The following is a 26,369-nucleotide window of genomic DNA, read 5'->3' on the forward strand; positions in this document are numbered from 1 at the left end:
CCGCCGGGGGATCATCTACCCACGAAGGTACCATGGGAACACCCGCTCCGGCACCTTTACTAGATTGGGATGTTCCCATTTTCCCTCCGTCTCTTGATAGCATTCTTTACCGGTGTGCTGACAGCGGCATTTTCCCAAGCATCGAATACGCTGGCAGCCCATGGTTGATCACCAATTTTTGGCACAATATTTGGCTCGATTTGCACTGGTGGTCGCTCGCGAAGAAAGGCCGCCAGTCTTGTTCCCTGCACTGGATCGGCCTCCGACAGAACAAGGCAAGCCTCAAAGATTGGTGGAACGCCCCATGCTTGCTCTTGGCGCGCCCGATCGAGAAGGCGGTCCATCATCACTGTTGATTCTGTCCGTGACACCTTAGCCAGTCGCTCCTTGAGGGCCTTGGCCATATCAGGATGTTGAAGTAGTCCGGAAAGAAGATCTGCAGCCTCAGATGACAAACGATCCTCTGGCGTGATTAGCGGTGCATGCTCACGACTAACGTAAAGGGCCCCACGCAAGTCGACGTCAGCGAGTGCCGGAGGGAGTGTAAGCCATCCCAATATGAAATCATCATCCCAAGGAGCATCGAGCTTGAGCTCTACTCCGGCAGCGACTTTTGATTCCCACTCCGCTAGAAAAGCTGGCTTGCCTTCTTCGCTCGAACTCGCGGCAGAGATCAGTTCCGCATAGGCCTTTGGGTTCGCGAGACGTTCGAATAGAAGCAATTTCGCTAGCACTGCTTCATCCACACCAACCCCCTGTGCTTTGGAGATTGTCATACGGATCGACAGCGCATTCAGGAAGCGTTTTATAAGGCGGGGATTACCTGATATTCCCGTGGCAGTAGTCATTAGCGGTGCTAGGCGATCGGCTGTATCTAGCTTACCTATCAATTCGTCTGGAAAATTATTGATTAATGTCTGTACAAAAGCACGGTCGACTCGCTTACCCTGCCAAGTTTGGCGAAGTTGCATACAGATACCGGCGCGGACCTTTTCTTTGTCATCATCACACAGATTACTGTTCTCGACGAATAGCATCATTATGTAAGCTCGTACCTCCTGCGTACCAAGTGCAGGAACCCGAATCGGAACCTGGATCAACTTATCGAAGTAGTTGGTGACGAGCAGATCGTCATTGACGCCCTCGAAATGTTTGCGAACTGCATGTTTGATCATATCGTTATCAGCCGCAATGACGAAAGCTGTGTGCTTCAGGAACAAGAACAGCCGGATCGCTTCCAGTGTCGAAATAGTAGTCGGCGGTAAGCAGCGATCAAGGTCATCGATCAATACGATCAGCGTGACGCCCAGTTCTTCTAAAACCTCCTCGAAACTGTCTCGGAGCGCCTGAATTTCCTTCGGCGGCGAACTATCAGACTTGGGTGATAGAAGTTCACCTGAAGCATCTTTGACCTCTTTCGCAACAGCTTTTGCCTCTTGTAACTCTCCATGCTCGATACCATCGAATAGTCCTTTGCCGGAGTTTATGAGTCTACCAAGCAATCCCCCTGTGGGCAGCCCAAGCGCGAGAGCTGCTGCATCGCCCGCTACAAGCTTTGCGAGACGTAACCAGCTTACGCGTTTGATGATGTCAGACACTTTGTCGATTGCAGTCTTACGTTTCTTTGCCTCTTCTTGTAATTTACTAGCGATAACATCCATAAGCGCGGCGCGAGCGTCGTCGTAGCCTTGATATAACCAGGCATTGAACTCGACAAAGATGAATTCACGGTCGCTTTCTTGGCTTGGTCGATTACTCAACGAGGCTTGTGTCAGCTTGATTAATGACGATTTACCGATACCCCAGGCGCCTGAAATTCCGATTGAAATAGGGCGACCTTTCGCTTGCACAATAATCTCGGCAACCGTATCGGCGACACCACCAAAGTTCAAGTAATCCCGTTCTGTTTCATTGTCAGCCCACATGTTCCATCTCTCCTTACTATTAGCAACGTCCTGTCGTTTGTCTCTTAAAGTTTTGGTAATAAAACCCACTTCAGTTTGTTCAACCATCCAGTTTCCAGCGGCTTATTAAAATTATCCCAAGCGTTTTTACATAAATCGTTAATGTCTCCGGTTAGCATTTCATCCAAGCGATCTGGGGTGGCGAGATTAAATTTGCTTGATAGCGATAAAGCCAGATAATCGCTGAATTCCATGTTCACCGATGCGGGTAATTCACAGTACTTTTTTGGGGAATGACGTTGGCTACGACCGTGATTGAGTAAGGCAATGATCAACCTAACTGCGCGAATGTCCAGTTCAGATTTGACTGTCTGCGACTTAACGACCTCTTCAAATTGAGTCAATGGTATGGTCAATAATTCGCGAAAATCCCAAGCGAGCTTTTCATCAGCGTAATTGCGAGCTTCGATGCTTTGTAGGTATGATTGAAAATAAGCAAATGCACTACCAAGTTTGCCGTGAGTGTAACCGTCAAATTGCGGATTGTTCGAAAGCGCTCTCAGGAGGAAATCCAGGCCATGTATCAAATTTGGGTCGGTTTGCTCTGTGAATAGCGAATAAGCATGAAACACGCGCTGCATAGCATGTAAGTAACGGCTGGTAGCACTTTGCGGAACTCGTCGGTGTAACCAATACAACAGCGGCATAATATCCACGAAATCACGTAAGAAATGACTTAGCTCAAGGTCTTCAATCTCAGGTTCGGGTTCTTCGACCGACTTAACGCCACGCTGATCGGGTTCCTGGCTACGGCGGTGGTTTAGTTCGTCTCGGGCCAGTTCCAACAGCTTTTCGACCAAATCGAAGCGGTCTTTTTCGAACCATATCGCGGTGATGCCCAGATTCTCCAACATGGCGTTGCGTTCGGCCATGGCTTCCGGGTTGTCGCAGGCTTGCTCGAAGGAAAAATGCTGCGGAAATTCGGCGTCGCCCGCTTGTTGGCGCACGGCGCGGAACACTTGCACGGTGCGGTCGTTGTTCAAACTGCAACCCAGGAACAGCAGACTGGTCGTTTGATAATACTGGCTCAGTAAACTCGGAATCGGCCGAGACAAATCCAGCGCATCGGCGCCGTAGGCGTCGTCGTATTGATTTTTACTGAGGATACATTTGCCGGGCTTGGTGATGTCGCCGTGCAACTTGACGATAGTGGTGCGCTTGGCGTCCGGTTGTTCGCTACGCAGCAAGGCGTTGATGATTTGTAAGCGATCTTCCCGGCCCGCGCCGAAGGCTTGTTCCAGTAGTCGGTCGTAATTGGTGGTTAAAACCGTATCGTTGAACAACTCGGTCAAGCGCCAAACCGCATCGGGGACCGTGCCGCTTTTACCGAACACGTCGCGGATTTCGGCAACGAATACGTCGCGACCGCGCTTGGCTTCGATGTCGGCGATGATGGTTTCGAATTCGCCGGCCGTTAGCAGTGCTTCTATTTGCTCGCCGGGAATGTTGGCGGTTTTGCCTTGCTGCCGTAGATGGTTTTGCCAAGTCGGGAAGCGGCCGCCGACCGATACACCGGCGCCGACGAAGGGCAGTACGTTGCCCTTGGCCATTTGCAGCAGCAATTGTTCGAAATGTTCGACATTACGCTCGAACCAGTGATCGTCGCCGGTCAAGGGTTGCAGAGTGTCGCGGCTTAACAGCTCTTGTCGACGGTTGGTTTTGTATTGTTCGAAAGCTTGGTCGTACTGGGCTTTGTCGCCGGCAAACAGAGCTTTGGCCGGTTGCGACAGGTTGTCCAAACCCAAATCATCGCGCAGGCTTTGCGCGTCGTCGCTGTCCTCCAGCCAAGTGTTGAAGTCGGCGTAGTGATCGAAAAAATGATGCTGATCCTTTTCGCACCAGGATGAGGTTGAACTAGCCAAGCTCATGGCTCAGGCCACCGCTTGCTCGACAATCGCGTCGGCGAGCTGGACTTGCGTGGTTTGCGCTGCGGCGATGCGGGCTTTGAGGGAATCGCAGAGGGCCATTAATTCATCGACTTTGGCGACGATGCGCTGTTGTTCGTTAATTGGAGGTAATGCAAAAACTAAATTTCTCAGGAAGCCCAATGAAACAAAGGGCTGAGCACCCCCAATTGCTTTTTCCTGCAAATCCAGTGCAAGATGTTCCATGTATTTTTTTACAAAAAATGGAGAGGTTAATTCTTTACTGTAGTACTTAAAAAGCGCAACGTTTTTGACACTAAATTCACGATCATCCTTAACCATTACCTGATTTCCTAAATTGCCACCGATCATAGAAAACAAAATGTCGAATTTCTCAACTAAAGAACGTTTAGAAATCTCAAAATGATCTTCGGCTGAAATCCGCCTAGCACCTTCAAAATCAATATCTCCATTGTTGAAATTTTTGCTTGTAACTAATGGGTAGGTATTCGGGCCAAAAGCATCTTTTGGTGAATCATGCGTGCCGTCTCTCACATCAACAACATCTTGTAACCTTGCCCATACCCAATTTTTCGGCAAGGGAAATATCTTTTCCTCATCAGTTACTTTAGCTAGCAGAGATTGTTTTTTGATTTTTCCTGATTCAATTAGCTGAGCTTTTTCTGCCGCAATTTTTTCTAGCAACACATTTGCAGGTTCATCATACGAATCTTGCGGAACCAGTTTGCCCATGACGGCGAGTTGCAGGAGGGTTTGTTTGAGTTGATCGATGCTGGGTACGGTAGTGAACAAGGTGTCGAAGTGGTCGGTGATGCGGCTCCAGGCTTGCTCGAATTTGGCAGCGTCGGCGGCTTGAGTCAGCGTATCGAGCAGGGTTTGCACCAGGGTTTGATGGGCGGCTATGCTGTCGGTTTGCTGTTGCTCCAGTTGATCGCACAGTGCCATTAATTCATCGACTTTGGCGACGATGCGGTGTTGTTCGGTGAGCGGAGGAATTTCCAAAATCAATTTTTCCATACGCTCTTTCGTCATATGAATCATTGCAATTCCGTTTCCTGATGCCTTAATTTTTTCAGTTATCGATGTAAAAAAATAAAACAAAAACTGCTTATCAAGGCATGAAGGATCATAGAGGTCTAATTTCCAAATATGGTAGTGGTATATGGCTTTTCCGCCTTGCCAAATAAACGGTCCGAAAGATGCTGACCACGCGTAAATCAAATCGCCATTATCTATGTACTTATCTGGCTCGAGTTCTAAATCTGAGTAGTACCATTCATTTGATGTAAATAGATTTCCAACCCTCAATAGAGGTGTGCCTTCCTGCAACATCTCATGTTTTTTATATGCTCGCCCGTTAAGTACATTGATTATCTTGCCAAGTCTGACCAACTCCCAGCCAGTTGGTAAATGAGGGGGCATTTCTTCCTCTGAAATTTCAGGAAGACATTTCTGTGGTTTTAGTTTTCCTTCATCTATCAATCGCGTTTTTTGAAGGTCAATTTTATCCAATAAGGTTCTTGCGGGCTCGTCATTTGGGTCTTGTGTAATCAACTTTCCCCGCACCGCCAATTCCAAAATCAATTCGCGAAGTTTTTTTATGCCGTACGCGGTTTGCTTATCGCTGATGCCGCGTCCGGCGGTGCTTTTGTTGTGCATCGCCGACGACCACAAATCTAAATTCTCGGTAATAACAGCAACCATTAACGGGCTCCCGCCAACGCTTGTTGCAGAATGCCTTTGAGCTGATTACGTAATTGGCTAATTTCGACTTGCTCTTGGGCGTAGCGTTGCAAAAGTTCGTCCGGGTCGTGGCTGATTTGTTCGCCGACGTGCGGGTTTTTGATGTCCAGGTTGTAGTTGCGGGCTTTGATGTCGTCAATCGATACCGGCCAGGTTTGTTCGCTGGCTTTGCGGCTGGCGTAGCCGTCGGCGGCGCTGCCCCACCAATCGATTTCGGTTTGAAACTCCTCAAAACGCATCGGCTTGGTTTTGTTGTAGCTTTTCACGCCGTCCGGATACGGGTGTTCGTAATACCAGACGGTTTGGGTTGGTGTGCCTTTGTCGAAAAACAGGATGTTGGTTTTGATGCCGGTGTAAGGGTTGAACACGCCGTTGGGCAGGCGGACGATGGTGTGCAGGTTGCATTCGGTGAGCAGGCTTTCCTTAAGGCGGGTTTTCATGCCTTCGCCAAATAGAAAGCCGTCCGGTAACACCACAGCGGCGCGGCCTTTGTCTTTAAGCAGTTTGATAATCAAGGCCATGAACAAGTCGGCGGTTTCGCGGGTGCGCAAATTGGCCGGAAAGTTATTTTCGATGCCGTCTTCTTCCATGCCGCCAAACGGTGGGTTGGTGATGATGGTATCGACTCGGTCGGCGTTGCCGTAGTCTTTGTAGGGACGGCTGAGGGTGTTGTCGTGGCGAATGTTGGTGGGCGTGTCGATGCCGTGCAGAATCATGTTGGTGACGCAGAGCATATGCGGCAGGGCTTTTTTCTCGACGCCACGGATGGAGGCTTGCAGGGTTTGTTCGTCTTGTTCGGTTTTGACGTAGCGTTCGCGTTTGTGGTCAATGGCGCAGCTTAAAAAGCCGCCGGTGCCGCAGGCCGGATCGAGCACGGTTTCGTGCAGTTGCGGGTCGATGCGGTTGACGATGAATTGGGTGACGGCGCGCGGGGTGTAAAACTCGCCGGCGTTACCGGCGCTTTGCAGGTCTTTGAGGATTTGTTCGTAGATGCTGCCGAAGGTGTGGCGGTCGCCACTGTTGTTGAAGTCGATTTCGCCGATTTTATTGATGACCTGGCGCAGCAAGGTGCCGGATTTCATGTAGTTGTAGGCGTCTTCAAACACATCGCGCACGACTTGGGCGCGCTGTCCGGCGGGGCCGTGCAGCGGCAGTTTGTCTTTTAGCGTGGGGAACAGTTGCAGGTTGACGAAATCGGCCAGATCATCGCCAGTCATGCCCTCCGGGTCTTGCGCCCAGTTGCGCCAACGTAAATGGTTGGGCAGCGGTGATTGGTAGTCGTCTTCGATCAGTTCCAGTTCTTGTTCGCGGTCATCGAAGATCTTTAAAAAGAACAGCCACACCAACTGACTGATGCGCTGGGCGTCGCCATCGACGCCGACATCCTTGCGCATGATGTCTTGGATGGATTTGATGATGCCGGAAACGTTACTCATGCAGATTGGTCCTGTTTGTACAATTCTTGTTCTAATTCTTGGATGGCGGTTTCGTATTGCTCTTTGCCGCCAAAGACTTTGTTGATGATTTCGACCGGGGTACCAATGTCGCTGAACGGTTTGAGTTTGAGGACTTTGGCGCTTTCGATGGTGCTGATGCCTTCGTCGGCGTATTTTTCCAACAGGGCATGCAGCACAGCGCGTGCTTGTTCGCCGTATTTGGTGAAGTAGTTGCGCTTTTTGACGTTGTTAGCGCGTTCCTGGCGGGTTAACGGCGGCTGGTCGTAGGCGATGTGGGCGATAAGGTCGAAATCGCCATAATCCTTGCCGACTTCGGCGGCCAAGTTATCCAGCACGATGCCGTAGTCTTCCAGCAAGTCGATGATGGCCTGTTTTTTCTTGGCGCTATTCCAGCGTTGCAGAAAGTCGTCCAGCGAAGCGAACTCGGTTTGAATCTGTTTGCGAGTAAAGTCGCGGTAGGATTCGGTAATCAGGGTGCCGTCCGGGCCTAGGTATTCGACGCGCTCTGCGATGATTCTGACTGGTACGCCGCTGACGCGGACTTTATAGGTGCCGACGGGTTCTTCGATGTCGTCGCCATCTTCTTCGTCTCCCGGTTCTGGATCGGGCGGCACGGGGTCGTCGCCATCGTCAGGTTCGTAAATCACCACCGGTTCATCATCGAAATCCGGATCGCGGAACAGCTCGGTGGCTTTTTTGAAGTCCATGATGGTGAAGAAAAACTTGCCAAATTCTTCATCAATGCGCGTGCCGCGACCGATGATTTGTTTGAAAGTGGTCATGGAACTGATGGTTTTATCTAGCACGATCAGCTTGCAAGTTTTGGCGTCGACGCCGGTGGTTAGCAGCTCCGAGGTGGTGGCGATGACCGGGAAACTGCTTTCCGGGTCGATGAAGTTATCCAGTTCGGCTTTGCCTTCTACGCTGTCGCCCGTAATGCGCATCACGTATTTGGGATTGTCGAGTGCGAGCTGACCGGCGGCGTTGACGATGGCGACGCGCATGCGTTCGGCGTGGTCGATGTCTTCACAGAAAATGATGGTTTTGGAATAGGGATCTGTCGCCAGTAAATATTGCATGACGCGCTTGGCAACCAGTCTAGTACGCTGGTTGAGCACCAAAATCCGGTCCATGTCGGCTTGGTTATAAGTGCGGCTTTCAATCGGTTTGCCAAGGTCGTCGGTCATGCCTTGCGGCGGAGTCCACCCCTGGATGTCTTTGTCGATGTCGATACGTACCACTTTATAAGGAGCCAGAAAACCATCGGCAATGCCTTGTTTGAGGCTGTAGGTGTAAACAGGATTGCCGAAGTAATCGGTACTGGACACATATTTTGTTTCTTTAGGTGTAGCGGTTAAGCCCAACTGAATAGCATCTTTGAAATATTCCAGTATTTCTCGCCAAGCCGAATCGTCGGCAGCACTGCCGCGATGACATTCGTCGATGACGATCATGTCGAAAAAGTCGGGCGAGACGTTTTTGAAAATTTTGTCTTCTTCCGCTGGGCCGGTGATGGCTTGATACAGACCCAGGTAAATTTCATAAGCAGGATCGATTTTACGGTTTTTGATTTTGGTCATCACCGAGCCGAACGGCTTAAAATCGTTGACCAGGGTTTGATCGACCAGTATGTTGCGGTCCGCCAGAAACAGGATGCGCTTAACCTGCTTGGCCTTCCACAATCGCCAGATGATTTGGAAAGTGGTGTAGGTTTTGCCGGTGCCGGTGGCCATGACCAACAGCACGCGCTTTTGATGGTTAGCGACAGCTTCAATGGTGCGGTTAATAGCCTCGACTTGGTAATAGCGAGGTTCTTTGCTGCTACTGTCTTCGTAATAGGGCTGAACGACCAGTTTTTCGTTTTGGTCGGCTATGCCGCGATAGTGTTTATAGCGTTGCCAAAGTAGTTCGGGTGGTAGAAACGCATCGAGTGCAAATTCAGTTTCTATATCGTCGCCGGGATTTGGCACCTTGTTATGGGCGGCAAAGGCGTCGCCGTTGGAACTGAAGGCGCTGGGTACTTGTAGAATATCTGCGTAGCCCAAAGCTTGTTGCAGGCCATGACTGGCGGTGTGCTTGTTGTCTTTGGCTTCGATGACGGCAACTGGAACGCCGGGTTCCCAAAACAGCACATAGTCGGCGAACTTCTTCTTTTTCTTGTTGCGAGACGACATGTTCCCACGCACAACGATGGGACCGGGGGTTAGAGTGACTTCGCGGCGGATTTGTCGGATGGCATCCCAGCCTGCTTCCCGGATAGCGGGGGTTATAAACAGGTCACAAATGTCCGTTTCGCTGAGGGCTTTTTTATCTTTGCAATCCACTAAAGATATCCTTTCATTCAAGTGTTGGTAGCATTCGAATCAGCATTTATCCTGGTTTCTGATACCGCAGGATTCAACGGGTAGCCTTCACGTTTCAAAGCCTCATTCAAGGTCATTCTGGTGGTGTTAAAGTGTTCGGCTACTTCCGTTTTCGTAACGGTTGGATCGCGCAGCATCGCCGCCGCTTTTTTGACATCTGCCTTACTCAGTTTTGGCTTACGCCCCCCTTTGCGACCCCTTGCGCGTGCGGCGGCAAGTCCAGCTTTTGTTCGTTCTCGAATCAAGGTGTGTTCAAATTCCGCTAATGCGCCAAAGATATGAAATATCAGCTTACCGCCCGCACTGGTCGTATCGATTTTTTCGGTAATTGAACAAAAACCAACTGTCCGGTTTTCGAGCTCTTGAATGATTTCCACTAAATCTTTAAGTGAGCGGCCAAGCCGATCCAATCGCCAGACGATTAATGTGTCATCTTTACGCAACATGCGCCGACAAGATTCCCACTCTGGGCGAACTTTTATCCCACTACCGGAAACCTTCTCGACAAATACTTGCTCACAACCAGCCTTCTCGAGCGCATCAAGTTGGAGATCAGGGTTTTGATCTTGTGAGGAAACACGCGCATAACCAATGAGCATAGAAAACGTAGCCAATCTATACTTAGAATAATGGACGGGATTCTATACACGCAGTTGCACGATAACAAGTAATTTTGGGGAGTTAACCGCGATGTATAAAAAATGAAGGTTTTCTATACACTTGAAGGGAATGCAATCTCAATCTGGGCTAAGTGCTCGACAACTTTTTAGCTGGACGATGGGAGTCTTGAAATTGAAGAGCTTCGCTAGATATTATGGCTTGCGGACTAACCAGGAAATCAGGCAGTTTGATCGAACAGAAACAATTGATCTGGTGTGACCGATAGCGCTTCTGCCAATCGGAAGATATTCAGTAAAGCGATATTTCTTTTTCCGCGTTCCACCCCTCCTAAATAACTGCGTGCAACGCCGCTCTCCAGTGATAAGCGCTCTTGAGACCAGCCGCGCTGTTTGCGCAGTTGAATAAGGCGTTCGCCGAATAATATGCGCGGGTCGATATTTGCAGGACTATTAGACATACCCGCATGCTACTGACCTGAATTCTATGAGGCCACGCTCTATGAGTGACAATTGTCACTTGTCGCTTTACTATTGGGTGATTTAGTTTATGCCTGTGTTATGTCGGAAATTCCAACCCATCGAAAACTTGCTCATCTTTCCCCTGGAGAACTTGGCGAGCTTATCGATCAGTATTACGCAAAGAAATCTATCGCTAGCCTGATCAGTCGGTTTAGTATCGACTGCGTACCCAGTCAACTCTATAAGCTCCTGCCGCCGGAAATCAGTCCAGAATCCTGCCCGAATTGTGGCGGACTCATGATTTCTGAACGACGGGCACGAAGTACCAACAACTCCTTGCAAAAGTCTGGTTTTTATTGTCGAGACTGTATGCATTCTGGATTTGTTGGCTGTCGTTGCGCATATTGCCAAGGTAGAAATCGGCAAAAGACGAATAGATCCGAACGACACATCATAAAAGCAGCCGATTTAACGTTGGAACAAGCTGTTGCATTGTTGTCATTTATCAGTTGCTATCCGAACAGAAACGTTCGGCATCGAGGTCGATTTAGTCCAGCCAAAATCCTCAACACGCCATTCGCACCTTCTGGCGATTATGGGGATAACGTGATAACTCGCCTAATCGAGGCAGGTCTGCTCAGGCAAAATAATCAGTCTACCTCTGCACTCGGATTTAGCCTCCACAACGGCAAATGCTTGCCGGCGCAATCTAGCGAAATTAGCCTGACAACCGACATCACTCCAGTGCTTATAGAAGAGCTGGAATCTCTAATTTCGCAATGCGATTGGCCAATGCATTGGTTCGAAGACTTTGTTGATGTGGCAGTGAATTTAGCAGCAGCCGAGTGTAAAGAATTCTATAAATTTTGTGCGGCCGAACGTGATTTTCCACCAATTGAAGACAGGTTGATTGACCCAATTATCTTAGATGCATTGGAAGACTTTTCGCCAGGCCAATGCATGCGCATTATTTTGTCCGGTGCACAGTACGCTTCCGATTTTCTAGTCAAACGTTCGGCAACACCAAGAATGGCAGCCAGATACATGCTAGAAGCGTGTCAGCGCTTCATGGACAAAGCCCGAAAGGAAAGATGGGAATTACAATCGCTACGTCGAAGCTTTTATTGTCCGCGGAGCATGATCAGCGTCATTTTGTATGACCACATCTTGCAGACCAATGACCAAGGGTTAAACGCTGTAATTGCGTTACTCCAGCTGCCGCAAAAAGGATGAAGATCGTTAAATAACAGTTCTGTCATCGCCGACAACTGATCAAAAAAACTGCAGATATGGCTGACAACACGTGATAGGATCCGTTAGACTGATTGTTTTCGAATAGAACTACTGGGGCTGCTCAATTAGAAGTATTTCCAGGCTTTTGATAGAAGAGATTGGTGATTTTTAGCCAGATTAGTTCGCCAGTTGCATTACATTGTCGAATAACATTTTTAATGGGAATAAAATGAGTGTCGGAGCGATAATTTGCTATCTCAAACCGCTTTCAGAAGATGAAATCATTTCGATCAACAAATATTGGACTTTGAATGATAGTAACAGGAATCAATTCAAATACACATTAAAGCAGATCGATTCGCAACGACATCCAAAAACTCGGTGTGTGAGTGCACTAGTTATTAAATCTTCATTTCTTATAAAGGATCCAGCTTTTTTTTGCAGAGTATGCAAGCAAGCAAAGCCTGTCAAAAGTCGAATGGAATTAACGGCGCGATTAAGGCATAGTTCTTTTCAATGTCGAGAATGCGAGCAGCAACAATTAAGTGTTCTAAGAGAAGAAAGTATTGAAATTCTTAGGAACTTCTTTAGTGATGTATTGAAAAAAACTGATTATTTTCACAGACTTTCATATATTGACAAGCTTATACTTCTGGCGGTTTTACTCGATAATTATCAAGAGAAAAAACCAGTTGTTTCCAGCGGTTCTAGAATAAATATAAGTGGTTCGGAAAATGTTGATATGACAGCGCTATCTAGATTAGTAAACATAGGCGCTTTAGTGAAAATTGTTGATCTTCCTGAAGAAGTGGCACTCGCAGAAACAAGATTACATGAGTCATCGGTGACTACTACTTCTAGGTCCTCTAGGTTACGCCGAGCCGGACATTTGCATAGAACGCAGCGAAATCAATTCGCCATAGAGAGAGGGATTTATTTTTCCTTACCTCTAGGATTCAATAATTCAGCTGAATTCATTGAAAAAATTTATAATGATATTGTGAGTGGCGGAATAGCCGCTCACGAAGTAACAGATTTAAAGAGGATGGTTATCGATATGAGGATCGAGAATTTCTACCGGTTAATTGATCATATTGCTCACGACTTTAATCTGGACATATCTAATAGTGTTCCCCTTAGTGCGCTCTTAAGCCACTTGGCTGAACGGTACCCGATTACCAAGTGCTATTATACGTTTCATCGTTATGCAAAAGAGGTTGTTTTATATATGCATAAGAATGAACCGCCTTCATATTCCAGGTGTCATTTATTTACTAAGTTTGTCAGCAATTATATTCAAAATGTTGAGGAGAGAGGGTGGGAGTTAAGTTTCACCCGAACACTGCCTGAACCCGTTTTTACTTCTAATTTGGAGGCTTTGGTATCCCGTAATTTCATAGACGGCCATTTCAACTGGCATAGTCTCACGGCAACCGAGGTTATCGATCGTTGGCTATCGAAAATCACAATACACGACTCCCCAGCTTATCTTCCAGCATCCTAACCATAAAGTGCAAACGCATGCGTTCACACGTCATGTAAATTTGCGTAGTGCAACGAAATTCGCCGCCGACTCTAATTTTCAAACGGCTAGGCAGCCATACATAAACCGCTAATGGCGCCGATGGAATTTGTAAGTTTGAATGCTAGGGCTGGCCAGAACCGGCAGCTGATGATGGTGGCGAAATTTTCTATCCCAAACTTCAAGGAATGACCGCTTTGCGGGTGCGCCGTGCTAAGGCGGCGTTATTCCAGTGGGTGAGAGGCCCACCCGGCTACTGCTCCGGCCGGAAGCAACCGAAGCAGTCAGGGAGGTAACGAACTGGCTGAAGCCTTCGGTGAAACTGTCACGATATACGGTGATGGTGGTGCGAGTGTGCAGGCCGTAATGCGAGTGAACGCCGAGCAAGCCTCGAAAAGGTCGATGTGCAGGCTGACCCGAATCTACAATCGGGGAAAGCTGATACAACTGGGGAAATTGAGCAAATGACGATCCCAGTTGCTGCACCGGGGTATTGGCGACAGCATGTACACAAGGAATACGCGCGCAACACGGGAAGCCCCATTGCGTGGCCGGGGACGGTCAACCGGATGCCCGCGAGGGACAGGCTGGGCGCTTTGGGGTGGCGGAGAGGTTCGTAGTACCGAGGAAGCCTGGTAATGCGGGTGGAGGGAAGGGACCTTAGTTCAAGATCAACGCAACAAGTGGAAAAGGACGGGAGATTGGGCAACCTATCAACTCCGATAAGCGTTCAGAAACTACAGATGGCGTTACACGCAAAAGCGAAGGCTGAAGCCGGTTATCGTTTCTACGCGCTGTACGACAAGTTATACCGAGAAGATATCTTGGCGCATGCCTATGCCCAGTGCCGCTCAAACAAGGGAGCACCCGGTGTGGATGGTCAGGATTTCGAGGATATTGCGGCGTATGGTGTTGATCGGTGGCTCGGCGAACTGGCGCTTGCGCTTAGAGAAAAGACCTATCGGCCGGAGCCGATAAGACGAGTGTTTATACCGAAAGCCAATGGTAAGCTCAGACCGTTAGGAATTTCAACGTTACGAGATCGGGTTTGTATGGCCGCAGCGATGCTGGTACTGGAACCGATTTTCGAAACGGATCTTCCTGATGAACAGTATGCTTACCGTCCGGGTCGCAATGCCCAACAGGCGGTAATTGACGTGGAAGAGCGGCTGTTTCGAGGCCGACCCGACGTCGTTGATGCCGATTTGGCGGACTACTTTGGGAGCATTCCTCATGCCGAATTGTTAAAGTCGGTGGCGCGTCGTGTGGTTGATCGACGGCTGCTGAATTTGATCAAGCACTGGCTGGAATGCGCCGTCGTAGAAACCGACAAACAAGGTCGGAAGACACGGACGACCGAGGCCAAGGATAATCGCCGGGGCATTCCTCAGGGTTCACCCATTTCACCCTTACTGGCCAATATTTATATGCGCCGGTTTGTGTTGGCGTGGAAGAAACTGGGATTAGAGCAACGCCTGGGTAGTTGTATCGTTACCTATGCAGATGATCTGGTGATACTGTGCCGCCGCGGGAAAGCTGAACAAGCTTTACAGTGGTTGCGCGTAATCATGAGGCAGCTGAAGCTCACGGTTAACGAAGAAAAGATACGAATCAGTCAATTTCCGGAAGACGAGTTTGATTTTCTAGGTTATACGTTTGGGCGGCTGTATTCGGCGCGTACTGGCAAGGCTAGATTAGGCCAGCGACCGTCGAAGAAGAGTATCCACCGGATGGTGAGTACCGTTCGTGAGATCACTGCGCGCCAAACGACATGGCAAGAAACCACACAGGTGGTTGCGAAATTGAATCGTTCATTACGCGGATGGGCGAACTACTTCAGTGTAGGAACCGTGAACCAAGCGTATCGGACGCTCGATAATTACACCGCAGTGCGGTTGCGCCGGTGGTTGCGACGTAAGTATAAAGTCAAGGGCCGACGAGGCGGGGCCTATCCACTCTCGCATCTCTACGGCTATTTCGGACTTGTCCGCTTGACTGCGCTGGGACGTGACCAGCCGTGGGCGAAGGCGTGATGTCTTGTCCGAGAGCCCAGTGCCTGAGATAGGCTCGCTGGGTTCGATGAGGGGGATGTGGAAACGGGGCTATGGTTCGGCTATTGAGGCACCGCCAAACGAAAGAGGCGGAAACAGATAGGCTAAACCCAACGCTACCGCGCCACATCTCTACTCTACAGAGGAACTTTCTGAACTGATTGGCTTGGCCCGGCCACTAGCGGCCATTCCACGAGCAAAATTTCAAGCTAGCGAACGACCGCTTCTTGCCATATTACAGACGTTTGGACTCCGAAACTAAGACGAGATTATCATCCAACCCAAAAGCCGGCTTCTGTTAGTAGGCTAATCATCCAATACCCATCACCCACTAACAGACTCCGTCAGTTTTAAATTTCAGTAGCTAAATTTCCAAGGAAATAACTTCCCACCATCACCTCACCACCCCACCAAACACTTTGGTGTTGTAGGTAAAGCTGTTACCTGATGCATAAACAAACTGCACAGTTAACGAAGCCGACTCGCCCGGCTTCAGCAATTGATTGGCCACTTCCAGATACGTGCGGCCATTCTCATCAACCTTGGCCCCCTGCAGAGTTACATTCGGGTTGTTCAATTCAAACACCACCCTAATCGGCGCTTTGACGTCCAGCGCTGACTTATTGGTCAGGGTCAACGTCGCGGTACTACTCATTTTCCGCGTCAAGCGGTCCAAGGCCGTTTTCTGAGCCGACGAAACCACCTGCACCAAATCGCTGATTTCTTGATAACGCAAGGCCGGCAAGACTTTGACCAACACGTTGTCGGTAGCGCTGGCCTCGCCGTCAGACACACTCAGTTGCAAAACGTAGTCGCCCAACACATCCGGTACAAAGCCTGCTTTTGCCGGATTGTTCGGATCGGTTTTAATCAGCGCATTCAACAGTTGGCTGTTGGTTGGTAAGGACACGAAGGTCCAGGCATAGCCCAAGGGTGAAGGCAACTGATCGGGATCATGGCTCGCAACGCCGGACAAGGTCACCGTGTTACCCAATTGCACAGCCAAATCCTGCCCGGCATCGGCGACTGGCGGCACATTGGCCGGCGTGACGCTAACGATAACGGTATCTTCCGCAGCATCCTTGCCGTCGAAGACGCGCAGGATTAATGCATAGTCTCCCGCCGCATCCGCACTAAACGACAACTTGGCAGAAGTCGGATTGGTTAAGGTCGCATGTGTACTTTGTGCGGCATCGCTCAACCGCCAGGCAAATTGCAAGCTTCCCGGGCCACCATCGGGATCGATAGAACCGCTACCATCCAGAACGACAGTAGCACCTACCGCAACCGATTTATCCTGACCGGCATTGGCATTCGGTACAACGTTGGCTTTCGCCGCAATCACATCCACCGTATCCGGCTCGCTATCCAATTGGCCGTCAGAGACAATCAATTCCAGACTATAGGTACCCGGAAGGTCCGGCGTAAAGCGTGGGTTTGGTGTACCGTTGTTCTCCAGCGTCGCATCATCAACGATGCTACCAACCGGCACCGCTACAAAATGCCAACGATAGTCGCTGAGCAAATTACCATCCGGATCGCTGGAGCTAGAACCGTCCAGGGTTATCAGTGAGCCGGTCGAGACGTTCTTATCCGCCCCGGCGTTCGCCAACGGCGCTTGATTCGCCGCACTGCTCACCGTCAACTGCGCGGTAACAGAGCTTTGTATCGTTGCATCCGAGTTAGAGACGATAGCGACCGTCACCGTGCCGGTTTCCCGTTTGGTATTGCTCAACGTCAAGTTGAGACTACCCGTCGCCAAGCCCGGTAAACGGAACAGCGGAATCTGCTGGGTCGGGTTACCATCCAGCCCTTGCAAACTAGCCGACAGCGAACCGGTTTTGCCGGTGATCACCGCAGAGTAGTTGTCTTCGACATTGCCGGTATTTTTTACCTCAATGGCAAAGCTGGTCGATCCCGGATCAGCCAAGGTCCGCGTAGCCGGATTCAGCGTTGCCGACATGGCTTTTTTCGCCGCAACATTGACCGTTGCGACCGCCCTTGCCACCACAGACTGATCGGATCGCGAAGTTGCTTGGCCGATTAGCGCTAATGCGCCTGGTAAGGACCAATCGTAATCCTTCACGGTGACAAAGGCTTCCCACGAAGCGCCCGCCGCCAGCGCGACACTGGTTTGGCTCAAGCTCGCCGCTATCGCACCCACGCCACCCAGGCTCAGGTCAAAAATATCGGCCACGCTGCCGGTATTGGTCACCCACAAGCCAAACACCGTATTCGGTCCGCCCTGAGTCGGTTCGAACGCTAAGCCAACCCCGAATTCGGAAACCGTCAAAGAACCCTGCACCTGTTTGGTTATCGCCGGGTTAGTCGTGGAAACCGCCGTAAACAGCACCGGATAATTACCTTTAACAACACCCACCGGCGTGGTAATCGTTACCCCGACCTCGCGGAAGTTGCCGATACCCGTCCCTACCGTGACCGTGTCATCGGCAAAGGTTGTGGTAAAACCGCTCGGCAAGCCGGATGCCGACAAGCGATACGTTGCCACATCACTGCCCATATTGGTTACCCGCAAGCGGAATGCTCCGGATGTACCTTGACCGGCTGCACTGAAATTATTGATCAGGCTCAAGTCCAAGGCTTCGCTACCCAAGCTGACAATAGGCGTTTCGCTGGTGTTTTCGGTAACACTTAGGACAGCGCTCGCGGCATCTTTAACCCCGAGACTGGACTGAATCGATATCGACAGATTCAAGTCACCGGCCAAGCTATTCACCGGCACAGTCACCGGCAATTGAATGCTGGTCTTCCCACCTGCCGCTAAGGTTACTGGTGAAGGCGTTACCGCGCTGCCGTCCGGCAAACCATTCAGGCTGAAGCTGAAGGTATCGCTTTGATTCAGCAAATTGTCCAGCGTCACGGTTAAGCTCGCCGCACTGCCGGCCACTACAGTGCTCTGCGCCGGAGTGACATGCAAAATATGCTGGGCACTCAGATACAAGGGTTCCAATTCCACTTTGCCGCTGCCGGCAACGCTGGAATAGTTCACCGTGGTACCTAAACTGACTTGCCGCACTTCGCCGGGCAGCATGTCCCGCAATTGCGATACCAGCGAGAAACTTTGGCCAGCATCGTTATTCAGCAATGCGTTCCAATGCGCAGTAAATTGCCCGCCGGACTGGGTTTGCTTATCCAACACCGGATTGAAAGATCCAGCCAGCGGCTCAGCTTTGCTGCCCAATGGCACGCGATGGTCGACTCCCACGGTAAGAGACGCCAGGTTTTCGAATATCGTTGGCAACGCGATTTGGACCCAAGTAGTTGAAGCCAACCGCTGCGAAAGTCCATTCGGCGCTTTCCATGAGCCATCATTCAATTGGGACTGCATCAAATACTCAGCTCCGGAAACGATAGACGGATCACTACTATTCTGCGAACGTAACAACAAGGCTTCCAAAGCATGCGCAGACGGCAACGCTTGCGGCAATCCGCCGTCATCTTCACTCCAACTGCCGTCATCATGTTGAATATCACGTAGATGCTGCTCTGCCGCTACGATACGCTCCAACGCCGTCGTTGAATCAGTACCGTTTAAATAAGGCAATGCGGCGTTTAAACCAATGATAGTTTGCGCCGTTGTACGCGTGCTGCGCGCGAATGGCCAATTCGCGGATGAGAGAGTATTCGCTACCTTGGCAATGGCATTGCGATAATTCTGAGCGCGATCAGCCACCCGATATCCGATCTTAACTCCGCTGACATTCACAAATTGACTGCTAAGCGATGGATTGGGGTCAGTGGTCACCTCGATCTTGAATTTTTTGAGTTGGTGATTAGGGTACAACTCCGTAATTCGTAAGCTATCGATACTGACTGGATTAGCAAATCGCCACACACCGCTAGCGGGTTCATTACGGCTATCCTTGGGGTAGTATCCCCATCCGTTGTTCTCATTATTTTTTACGCCATCGATAGCATCAGCAATCGGAAGATTAGATTGCTCGAAATTGGCAGATACCCCGTTAAAAGCAACGCCTAAATTGCCATTAAAGGCCTCCAACTCGCTGAGCACGAAATTACCATTGCCCGCATAGGTATCGTTTACGGTGATCCGAACTCCGGTAATATTATTTATGGCATCGAAACTCACATCAAAAGATTGCCCTGGATTGTAGTTGGTGACAATCTCCGCCCCATTAACCAAGGCTTCATCGGTTGGAAGTTCCACAATCGAATGGCCTGCCATGAATTCCAAAGCTTTAGCCATCGAAGTAATGTTATTGGCGGTCAGCCCGGCAGCAGGGGCGCCATCGGTATAAATTAAATCCGAACGGCCGTCGCCCGTATCGCTCCAGGTTCCGTCATCATTTCTTTTGGTCAGCAACCAATCCAGTGCTTGCACGAATCGTGCTGACATTAGATCAAAATGGCTTGATTCAAACTTAGCCACTGCCCAGGTCCACAGGCTGGTTTGTGATATGCCGATCCGATCAACGTCAAAACCGGCCCAACCGCGTTCTTTGTTTTGCCAGGCTCGGTATCCTTTAAAAAACTCTTGCTGCAAATTGCGGTCGAATGGTAACTCGGATAGTTTTTTATGGGATATATCCAAGCCAGAAGACGCCTGAGCTTGCACATGGCAACCGAAACAATCGTAATTAGACTTTTCCGTCCAGTTATTCCAACCGGCAACGTCAGTCTGCTCCCACATTACGCTACGCATCATCGCATCCCGAATCCGCACCGGTAGCGAATCGTTTGGCCCGGAAATTTGCCGGATTTCAAACGTCTCTTCACCACGGTTATCCCTGGCATCGCTATCGTAAATCCAGAAATGCACATCGGTTTGCGCAGGTACATAAAGCTTGAAGCGATGCGCGCCGACCGCATTTTCCACATCGGACTCCGCCGGATACCACAGCACCGGATCTGCCTGATAGTTTTTGAATGGCATTGAGGCCCGTAATGCATAAGACCAGGTTTTGCCATTATTATTGCTGTCGTCCGAATACCAGGAGACAGCACCGCTTTGCCGGGTTACCTCGTAGACACCCGCATTCAGCCTGAGCTTTTTACCAACATTAAAATTCGGCCCACCGTTGTCGACACCATTCAAAGTCACGGACTGGATAGCCATCGGCTGGCCGGTGCCATCGCCAATCGCCATGATTTCGTCGTACAGATAAAACGTCGAGCCATCGCGACTATCAAACAAGCCGGTAATCTTGATATAACGCACTTCCGTCGGCTGGAAGCTGAGACGCTGTAAGCCTCGTTGCTCACCTGATGACTTATCCGCAAGAGGGAAAAAGGTCTGATTGTCCAAAGAACCTTCCACCCGATAGCGCGCATAGCGGTCGTCGCCATCCCAAAGGTGGAATTGCAGCGTATCGATGGTACGCGCTTGGCCCAAATCCAGTAGGAAGCTACCTGCCGGGTTGGCGTTCCAATTCACACCCACCCAATGACTAAAGGGATCAACACTCGCCAATTCATCGATCAAGGCACTGGCTGTACCGTTGATATTTCCGGGGCTAGTCAAGCTAATGCTGCTGCCTTTACTGGCCGCCGCCCAGTTGATCCTATCCAGACTCATATCGGTCGGCTCTAGCCCCACCGTGCCGCCCAAACCGGTGTAACGCGGTTCGACGTTAATGTGGGTGGTAACCTGACTATTGCCAGGCGGCACCAGGATCGGGTTGGCCGAAGCCGTGGCTTTGATCGGCGTGCCGACATTCAACGTGCCCACGCCTTGGCCGCCGGGTAAGGCTTGCCCCGCAGTATTGCTAAGGCTTAACTCGATGCTGTAACTTTCTTCCGCCCAGCCGGTGGCTTTCACCACATCCAGCTCCAGCGGAATATTGCTGTCGCTATCCGGAATATCCAGCACAATCGGCGCCGGACTTTGATAGACGCTATCGCCGTTGGCGTTTTTGATATTGACCACGGCTTTAGCTTTAGTCGGAATACCGGCGGTATTCGCTACTAAAGCTTTGATCTGGGTTTGACCGCCTTTCAGAATGTAAGCCGGCGAACCACTAACCGACAACACATTCACCGCCGCCTGGCCGCTAATCAATTGACCGGCGGCTTTGACTTTCTTATCGAAACCCGCCACTTGCGCGACCGCGTTGAACGCGTAACGTCCCGCCGTAGCCGGCGTCAAATTCAAGTCCACCGTCTGGCTGGCCCCGGCAGCCAGTTGCACATTGCCGGTCAACAAATTCGCCGTCACATTGGCTGGCAAACCTTCCAAGCCCAGATTCAGAGCAGCGGGTTTTTTACCGCGATTTTTCAAGGTCAAATGCGTGGTAATGGTCTCGCCGGGTTGAGCGAAGCTGGCATTCGGCGAGAACGACGCCACCACCGCCAGGGCGCTGGCTTCGGCCAGCCCTTCGAACAACGGCGGCAGCAGGGTTTGGACACCCGCCAGATTGCAGCTTTGCGCCAAACTGCGCAAACCGCTGACGTTCGAGGCATAACCCGACAACAAAGCATCGCCGGCCACCAATTTACTCAGGTTATCCACCTGCAACTTGGCCCGCTCGCAATAGCTGGAGTTAGTCGGCGTTGCCGCCCATTGCTCCAACGTGGTCCGTAAATCCGACAATACGGTCGGCAATTGGGTATTGCTGCCGTCTAGTGCTTGTTGCACTGCGTTGTCAATGGTGACGCCTTGGGCGGAACGCAGGTTGACGCGCAACGTGGTGCTGCGTTGGCTGGGTTGCGGCGCGCCGGCCAGATCGGCGTTGATCGCCACATCCAAACTTTGGCCGATGCTCAAGCCGGAATCGGTTTGTACCGTGACGGGAAAGCTTTTGGTTTCGCCGGCTGCCAGGGAAACGGATGCCGGTAGACCGGACAGTTGCACTCCATTGGGTAATTGGGCTTGCAAAGTTAACTGCTCGGCAACGTTGCCGCTGGAGGTGATGCTTAAATTAGCCGTTCCAGTTTCGCCTGGCTTCACGCTGACAGCTGTACGATCCAAGGTTAATGAGGCCTCATGCAAATCTGGAATTTCCACCTGTGCTTGGCCTGTGCTTTTCACACCGGGATTACTGGTACTGATCACGTCCAGTTTAAACGGCACTGTTGTACCGGCTGGTGGAACGGTGGAACTTTCCGGTTTGATACAGACACCCACTTCGGCGGTATAGCCGGCAGGAATGGTGACTTCAGGGATACTGCTTTGAGCTTTATAACCGGCGGGGACGTTAGAAAATGTCAGTTTGAAGGTATCGGTTGAAGGACCAGTGTTTTGGATTTGGGCTTTGAAAACAGAAGGAATCTCAGCACCGTTTACAGGAACTGTGAATAACGTATCTGACGGTAAATTGACTGATATTCCGGCTTGTATATTAGGAACAATGGCGTCTGGAACTGGTGCCAAGTCGCTGGAAAGAAATGAGAAAACAGGCGGATCAAATGGCAGATTTCGATTAATCCATTTAAATCCAACATCTACGCCCTTTTTAAAACCTTTAATAAATTCATCTATATAACGCGATAAAGCTTTCCTGTTGTTCTTTTTGAAATCTTCTAGTAATTTTTCTATGTCATTTAATGTATTTTTTGTGTCGATTTTTGCTTTTTTTACTATCGCGGAAAGCTCTTTAGTATTGTCCGTATTATACCCATCCAACAATTTTCCTATAAATACTAACTGCGTAGCTGAAAACCCATGCATTTCACCGATAAATTTTACTGCTGCTTTAAGTGCTGGGCTATTTAATAATAATACGTATTCACCTGCAGCAGGATGACTTCCATCTTCTCTGACACTAATTACGTGACCAGAAACCTTGTCAACCTCAAGCCATGCTATGACCTCAAGGCCTTGTAAGTTAACCATTTTCCCAGGAGTAATCACTACTTTATTTTTTGAAATCGCATTTTGGATACGCGCTTTTACTTCCGCTGACAATTCCAAAGTATCCAGTTCTTCTTTGGAGTCAATCTCTATTACATCTAAAAAGTTTCCCGGTTGCAGTTGCTCAATTACTTTAGAGAATGAAATAGATTCAACACCATATAGAGATTGTAGTATTGATCCTTCCAATGTACTTTCAATTAAGCCTCGAGCAATTTCAAAGTTTTGAGTATTACCTACTTGTCCTGGATAAGGCATAGATCGCAGTTCATTTTTTGCCAAATCCAGTATAAACCTTATCTTATCTCCTTCTGCTTTAGTCTGAGATAAAATAAGTCTCGAAGCCTTGTAATATGCTTTAGTTAAGTATCCACGCTCTAACTGTCTCAGTGATTCGTCCGAAGTCAGCGAGAAAGTCAAGCCAGTAGTTTCTCCTTGGGCGATGGCCATATTTCTGTTAATTGTGGCACCTTGAGCTTGCGCTCTTTTTTGTTCATCGTTATGTGGGCCATCAACTGGGGTTCCATCTAATACTTCCTTGATTGTATTGTACTGATCCTGCAGTTTCTGCAAACGATCCTGCTGCTGCTTCAACGCCAGCGGTTCCTGCAAACCGGGCAAAATGTTTGCTGTAATGACATCTAGCTCGCTAATAGTTGGTCCACCGTCCCCAGTACCTCCAACGGTCACTTTTTGGCCATTTTGTCTCACTGCAAAACCCACTCGATCAACCATCGCGCGTTCGTATATCTGGGCGTTACCTCTTGCATCAAATATTTCATATTCAGCAAACAATCCGGAAAGAATTTGGCTACCCAAGATGCCGCCGAAAAGCGAGAATGTTTCCTGATAATCTTCCCCCCGAATTATTTCATCATCAGTGATATTAGCGTCACCCTGACCGACCAATAAATAAGGCGAATAATTATGACTTTGCCCCCAAAAGTTTGCGGAGCTGTTGACGAAATGGCCAATCGACAGGGGTTTGCCAACCAATTCCACCGAAGTAAAGGTGTGTTCCAAAACTACTTTAGTATCCCTATCGTTTGGACCACCGAGCGGCGCGTCATATTCGCGTTTTAAACGCACGGTGACTTTGTGCTGAAGGGCATCCGGCACTTGGTTGAAACGCTCAACCGCTGTAATAGCGGGCGTGCCAATTCCCAACTCGGCAAAGCTAGGGTCTGCGGCTTGAAATCCGGCCCCGAATTCGACCCAGTAATGCTCACGCGCTTCCGCCAGTAAATCGGCATTTTTGTCCGGCTCAGCACGCTGGGCGCTTTCATCCGGGCAACCCACCACGTTCAACGGCATCTTGAACATGGAATTGATGATTTGTTTGGCCTTATCATCCGGCAAAGTTGCTGCTGCATATCGAGCCGGAATATTGGACGCCCGCAACAACGCAATCATCAAACTGGCTTTATCCAGCGCATTGCCGGCCTTGCTCCACAAGGTGCCGCGCGCGCCGCGCAGCGAGCCTTTGTAAACCTCATTGGCGATTTCATCACGGACGAAAGCAAAGATCAGTGCCGGGTCGTGATTCAGTTCGGCGGCTTTTTGGGTGATGTAAGGGTCGCTGGTGTTGGCTTCCACGGTGGAGCCCAGATAATCGTCCGGAGCCAATTGCGGCGGCAATACCGGTGCGGCTTTGCTGACGGTGGTCGTTGTTGAAGGGGTTGAACTGCTGGGTGGTGTGGCTGGCGTGGTATCGGCTGCGGCTTCGTTAAACCCTACCGGCCATCGAAATCCGTTGGGGCCATAACCGAAACTGGCCGGGTTGACGGTCTGAAAGTAAAAACTGATCAGTACCAGTCTGCAAATGGTTTTGAAGGTAAACGATTCTTGCCAGCCCATCTGATTTTCCTTTCCCATGCTCCACGGGATATTTGAGATTTTTATTATTCGCTTATGTGTTTAACGGTATTGGTATCTTGCATTTGCGCTTTGTCGGCAGGTGTAAAATAATCCGACAGTACCAGCCAAAAAAATCGGGCCAATGAGCCCGATTCTTTAAATTACGTGTTAGTTAAGCCTTCGCTAGCCGGCTGCGACTAAAACGATAGGCCGGCAAGCCAATCAGCCATAACAGCAGGCTGGTGGGCTCCGGCACAGTGCTGGTCGGTGCCGAAGAAATCACCACGTTATCGATCAACACCTGACTGTCGCCATCGGCGGCGTTGAGGTTGAACAGCTCAAAGGTGGGTATCGCAAAACCGTAACTGTTGTTGAACAATATCGAGAAATGAAACCAGTCGCCGCCCAATGCGCTAGCGCTGATCGCGCCGTTGTTATTAGCGACACCGCTGTAATCCAGATCAAACAAAGCCAGAGCGCCATCGAAAATGCCATTGGCAAGATCGAATTGATTAAGGTCGTTAGCAAAGTACAGCGAGGCGAAAAATACGTCCGGAAAATTGCCGTTGGGTATGTCGCTGGACAGCAGATTACGCGCGTCGAACTCCAGGGTGTATTGGCCGCTAGCCAGCGCTACCCCTTGGTAAAGACTGCTGTCGCCGCCCTGGTTGTCGGTTAACTGTGCGGCCTGGGCTACCGTACCCACCGGCCCGGAGGTAACCCAGCTATCCAGATTGCTGGAAAAGTCACCGTTGAGTGGTGCGGCTTGGGAAAGTTGTGTGGAAAGAGCGAAAATACTGACTGCAAAGCTGATTTTGATGAAAAGTGTCATAAAGATTCCGTATCGAACACTGCGTGGTAAATTGAGTTTATATCTAACAAGCAGCATCCGTGCCGAATCGGAGTTTTATTGACTTTTCAATGGTGATTTTATTGTCGGGCGAAGGTCTGAAATGATTTGCTTTCAATGCTTTGTAAAAAAATCGGACAGATTGAAATCGAAATATTGAACTTTTTTAAATGCTTGCTTTTGCGCTACTTGAAAATGACTGGCAGCTTTATGGCGATAAGTTGTCATTTGTTAATTTGAAGGTGGGTGTCCGCAACGGGTCGGTTTGGCACTGTGGCGATCGGCCGCTTTCAGGTATCGGCATTTAACGACCGCTTTGCGGCGATGAGTCTGAAAAGACGACGGTCATCACGCGACCCTCTACTGACCTTCGGTATCTTGACAATCCAATGACCGTTATCAAAGTGGACCAGTCATCGACAATAGGACGGTCAAAGCCTTCATCCAAGCATTAAACCTCAGTGGTTAATTTTACATTCTAAGATCCTCGGTGTTCTTTAGAAACTCAATGAGATTCGGATGTTTTTTATGCA

General features: G+C 49.8%; 12 protein-coding genes. 3 read left to right on the forward strand and 9 right to left on the reverse strand.

Annotated features, from left to right (window positions below; all coding sequences use genetic code 11):
* Positions 1 to 59: 59 nt before the first annotated feature.
* The 7 genes from JL719_RS02935 to JL719_RS02965 form a co-directional block, all read right to left on the reverse strand.
* Positions 60 to 2,012: a KAP family P-loop NTPase fold protein gene (locus JL719_RS02935; RefSeq protein ID WP_201799010.1), complete on the reverse strand. Its 1,953-nt coding sequence runs from the start codon at positions 2,010 to 2,012 to the stop codon at positions 60 to 62.
* Positions 1,970 to 3,832 (reverse strand): SIR2 family NAD-dependent protein deacylase, encoded by a 1,863-nt coding sequence (locus JL719_RS02940; protein ID WP_033155912.1) that lies wholly within the window; start codon positions 3,830 to 3,832, stop codon positions 1,970 to 1,972. Before JL719_RS02940 ends, JL719_RS02935 begins: the two co-directional genes overlap by 43 nt.
* A 3-nt stretch (positions 3,833 to 3,835) precedes the next feature.
* The gene (locus JL719_RS02945; protein WP_051669786.1) at positions 3,836 to 5,554 is read right to left on the reverse strand and encodes a restriction endonuclease subunit S; all 1,719 of its coding nucleotides are present in this window, start codon (positions 5,552 to 5,554) and stop codon (positions 3,836 to 3,838) included.
* On the reverse strand, positions 5,554 to 7,029 hold the full coding sequence (locus JL719_RS02950) for a type I restriction-modification system subunit M (protein ID WP_033155913.1): 1,476 nt from the start codon (positions 7,027 to 7,029) through the stop codon (positions 5,554 to 5,556). The genes JL719_RS02945 and JL719_RS02950 overlap by 1 nt, the downstream gene beginning before the upstream one ends.
* Positions 7,026 to 9,374, reverse strand: a complete 2,349-nt coding sequence (gene hsdR, locus JL719_RS02955) for an EcoAI/FtnUII family type I restriction enzme subunit R (RefSeq protein ID WP_033155914.1) — start codon at positions 9,372 to 9,374, stop codon at positions 7,026 to 7,028. Before hsdR ends, JL719_RS02950 begins: the two co-directional genes overlap by 4 nt.
* A gap of 17 nt (positions 9,375 to 9,391) precedes the next feature.
* Complete coding sequence (locus JL719_RS02960) at positions 9,392 to 10,012, reverse strand: recombinase family protein (protein WP_051669788.1); 621 nt, start codon at positions 10,010 to 10,012, stop codon at positions 9,392 to 9,394.
* 239 nt (positions 10,013 to 10,251) lie between these two features.
* Complete coding sequence (locus JL719_RS02965; RefSeq protein ID WP_033155915.1) at positions 10,252 to 10,491, reverse strand: helix-turn-helix domain-containing protein; 240 nt, start codon at positions 10,489 to 10,491, stop codon at positions 10,252 to 10,254.
* A 52-nt stretch (positions 10,492 to 10,543) separates the two neighbouring features.
* Between JL719_RS02965 and JL719_RS02970 the strand changes: the two genes are divergently transcribed.
* The 3 genes from JL719_RS02970 to ltrA all read left to right on the forward strand — a co-directional run bounded on the left by JL719_RS02970 (position 10,544) and on the right by ltrA (position 15,280).
* Positions 10,544 to 11,725 carry a hypothetical protein gene (locus JL719_RS02970; RefSeq protein ID WP_129871335.1) on the forward strand — a complete coding sequence of 394 codons (1,182 nt, stop codon included), beginning with the start codon at positions 10,544 to 10,546 and terminating at the stop codon, positions 11,723 to 11,725.
* A 229-nt stretch (positions 11,726 to 11,954) separates the two neighbouring features.
* On the forward strand, positions 11,955 to 13,229 hold the full coding sequence (locus tag JL719_RS02975) for a hypothetical protein (RefSeq protein ID WP_033155918.1): 1,275 nt from the start codon (positions 11,955 to 11,957) through the stop codon (positions 13,227 to 13,229).
* 761 nt (positions 13,230 to 13,990) lie between these two features.
* Complete coding sequence (ltrA, locus tag JL719_RS02980) at positions 13,991 to 15,280, forward strand: group II intron reverse transcriptase/maturase (protein ID WP_051669838.1); 1,290 nt, start codon at positions 13,991 to 13,993, stop codon at positions 15,278 to 15,280.
* Positions 15,281 to 15,692: 412 nt separating this feature from the next.
* Here the strand turns inward: ltrA and JL719_RS02985 are convergent, their stop codons facing one another.
* Together JL719_RS02985 and JL719_RS02990 are read right to left on the reverse strand one after the other, a co-directional pair.
* Positions 15,693 to 24,986, reverse strand: coding sequence for a PKD domain-containing protein (locus JL719_RS02985; RefSeq protein ID WP_033155920.1), 9,294 nt, complete (start codon positions 24,984 to 24,986; stop codon positions 15,693 to 15,695).
* 172 nt (positions 24,987 to 25,158) lie between these two features.
* Entirely contained in the window at positions 25,159 to 25,818 is a 660-nt protein-coding gene (locus tag JL719_RS02990; RefSeq protein ID WP_033155921.1) for a hypothetical protein, read from the reverse strand.
* Positions 25,819 to 26,369: the final 551 nt, after the last annotated feature.

The organism is Methylomonas sp. LW13 (assembly GCF_016865255.1).
Lineage (GTDB): Bacteria > Pseudomonadota > Gammaproteobacteria > Methylococcales > Methylomonadaceae > Methylomonas.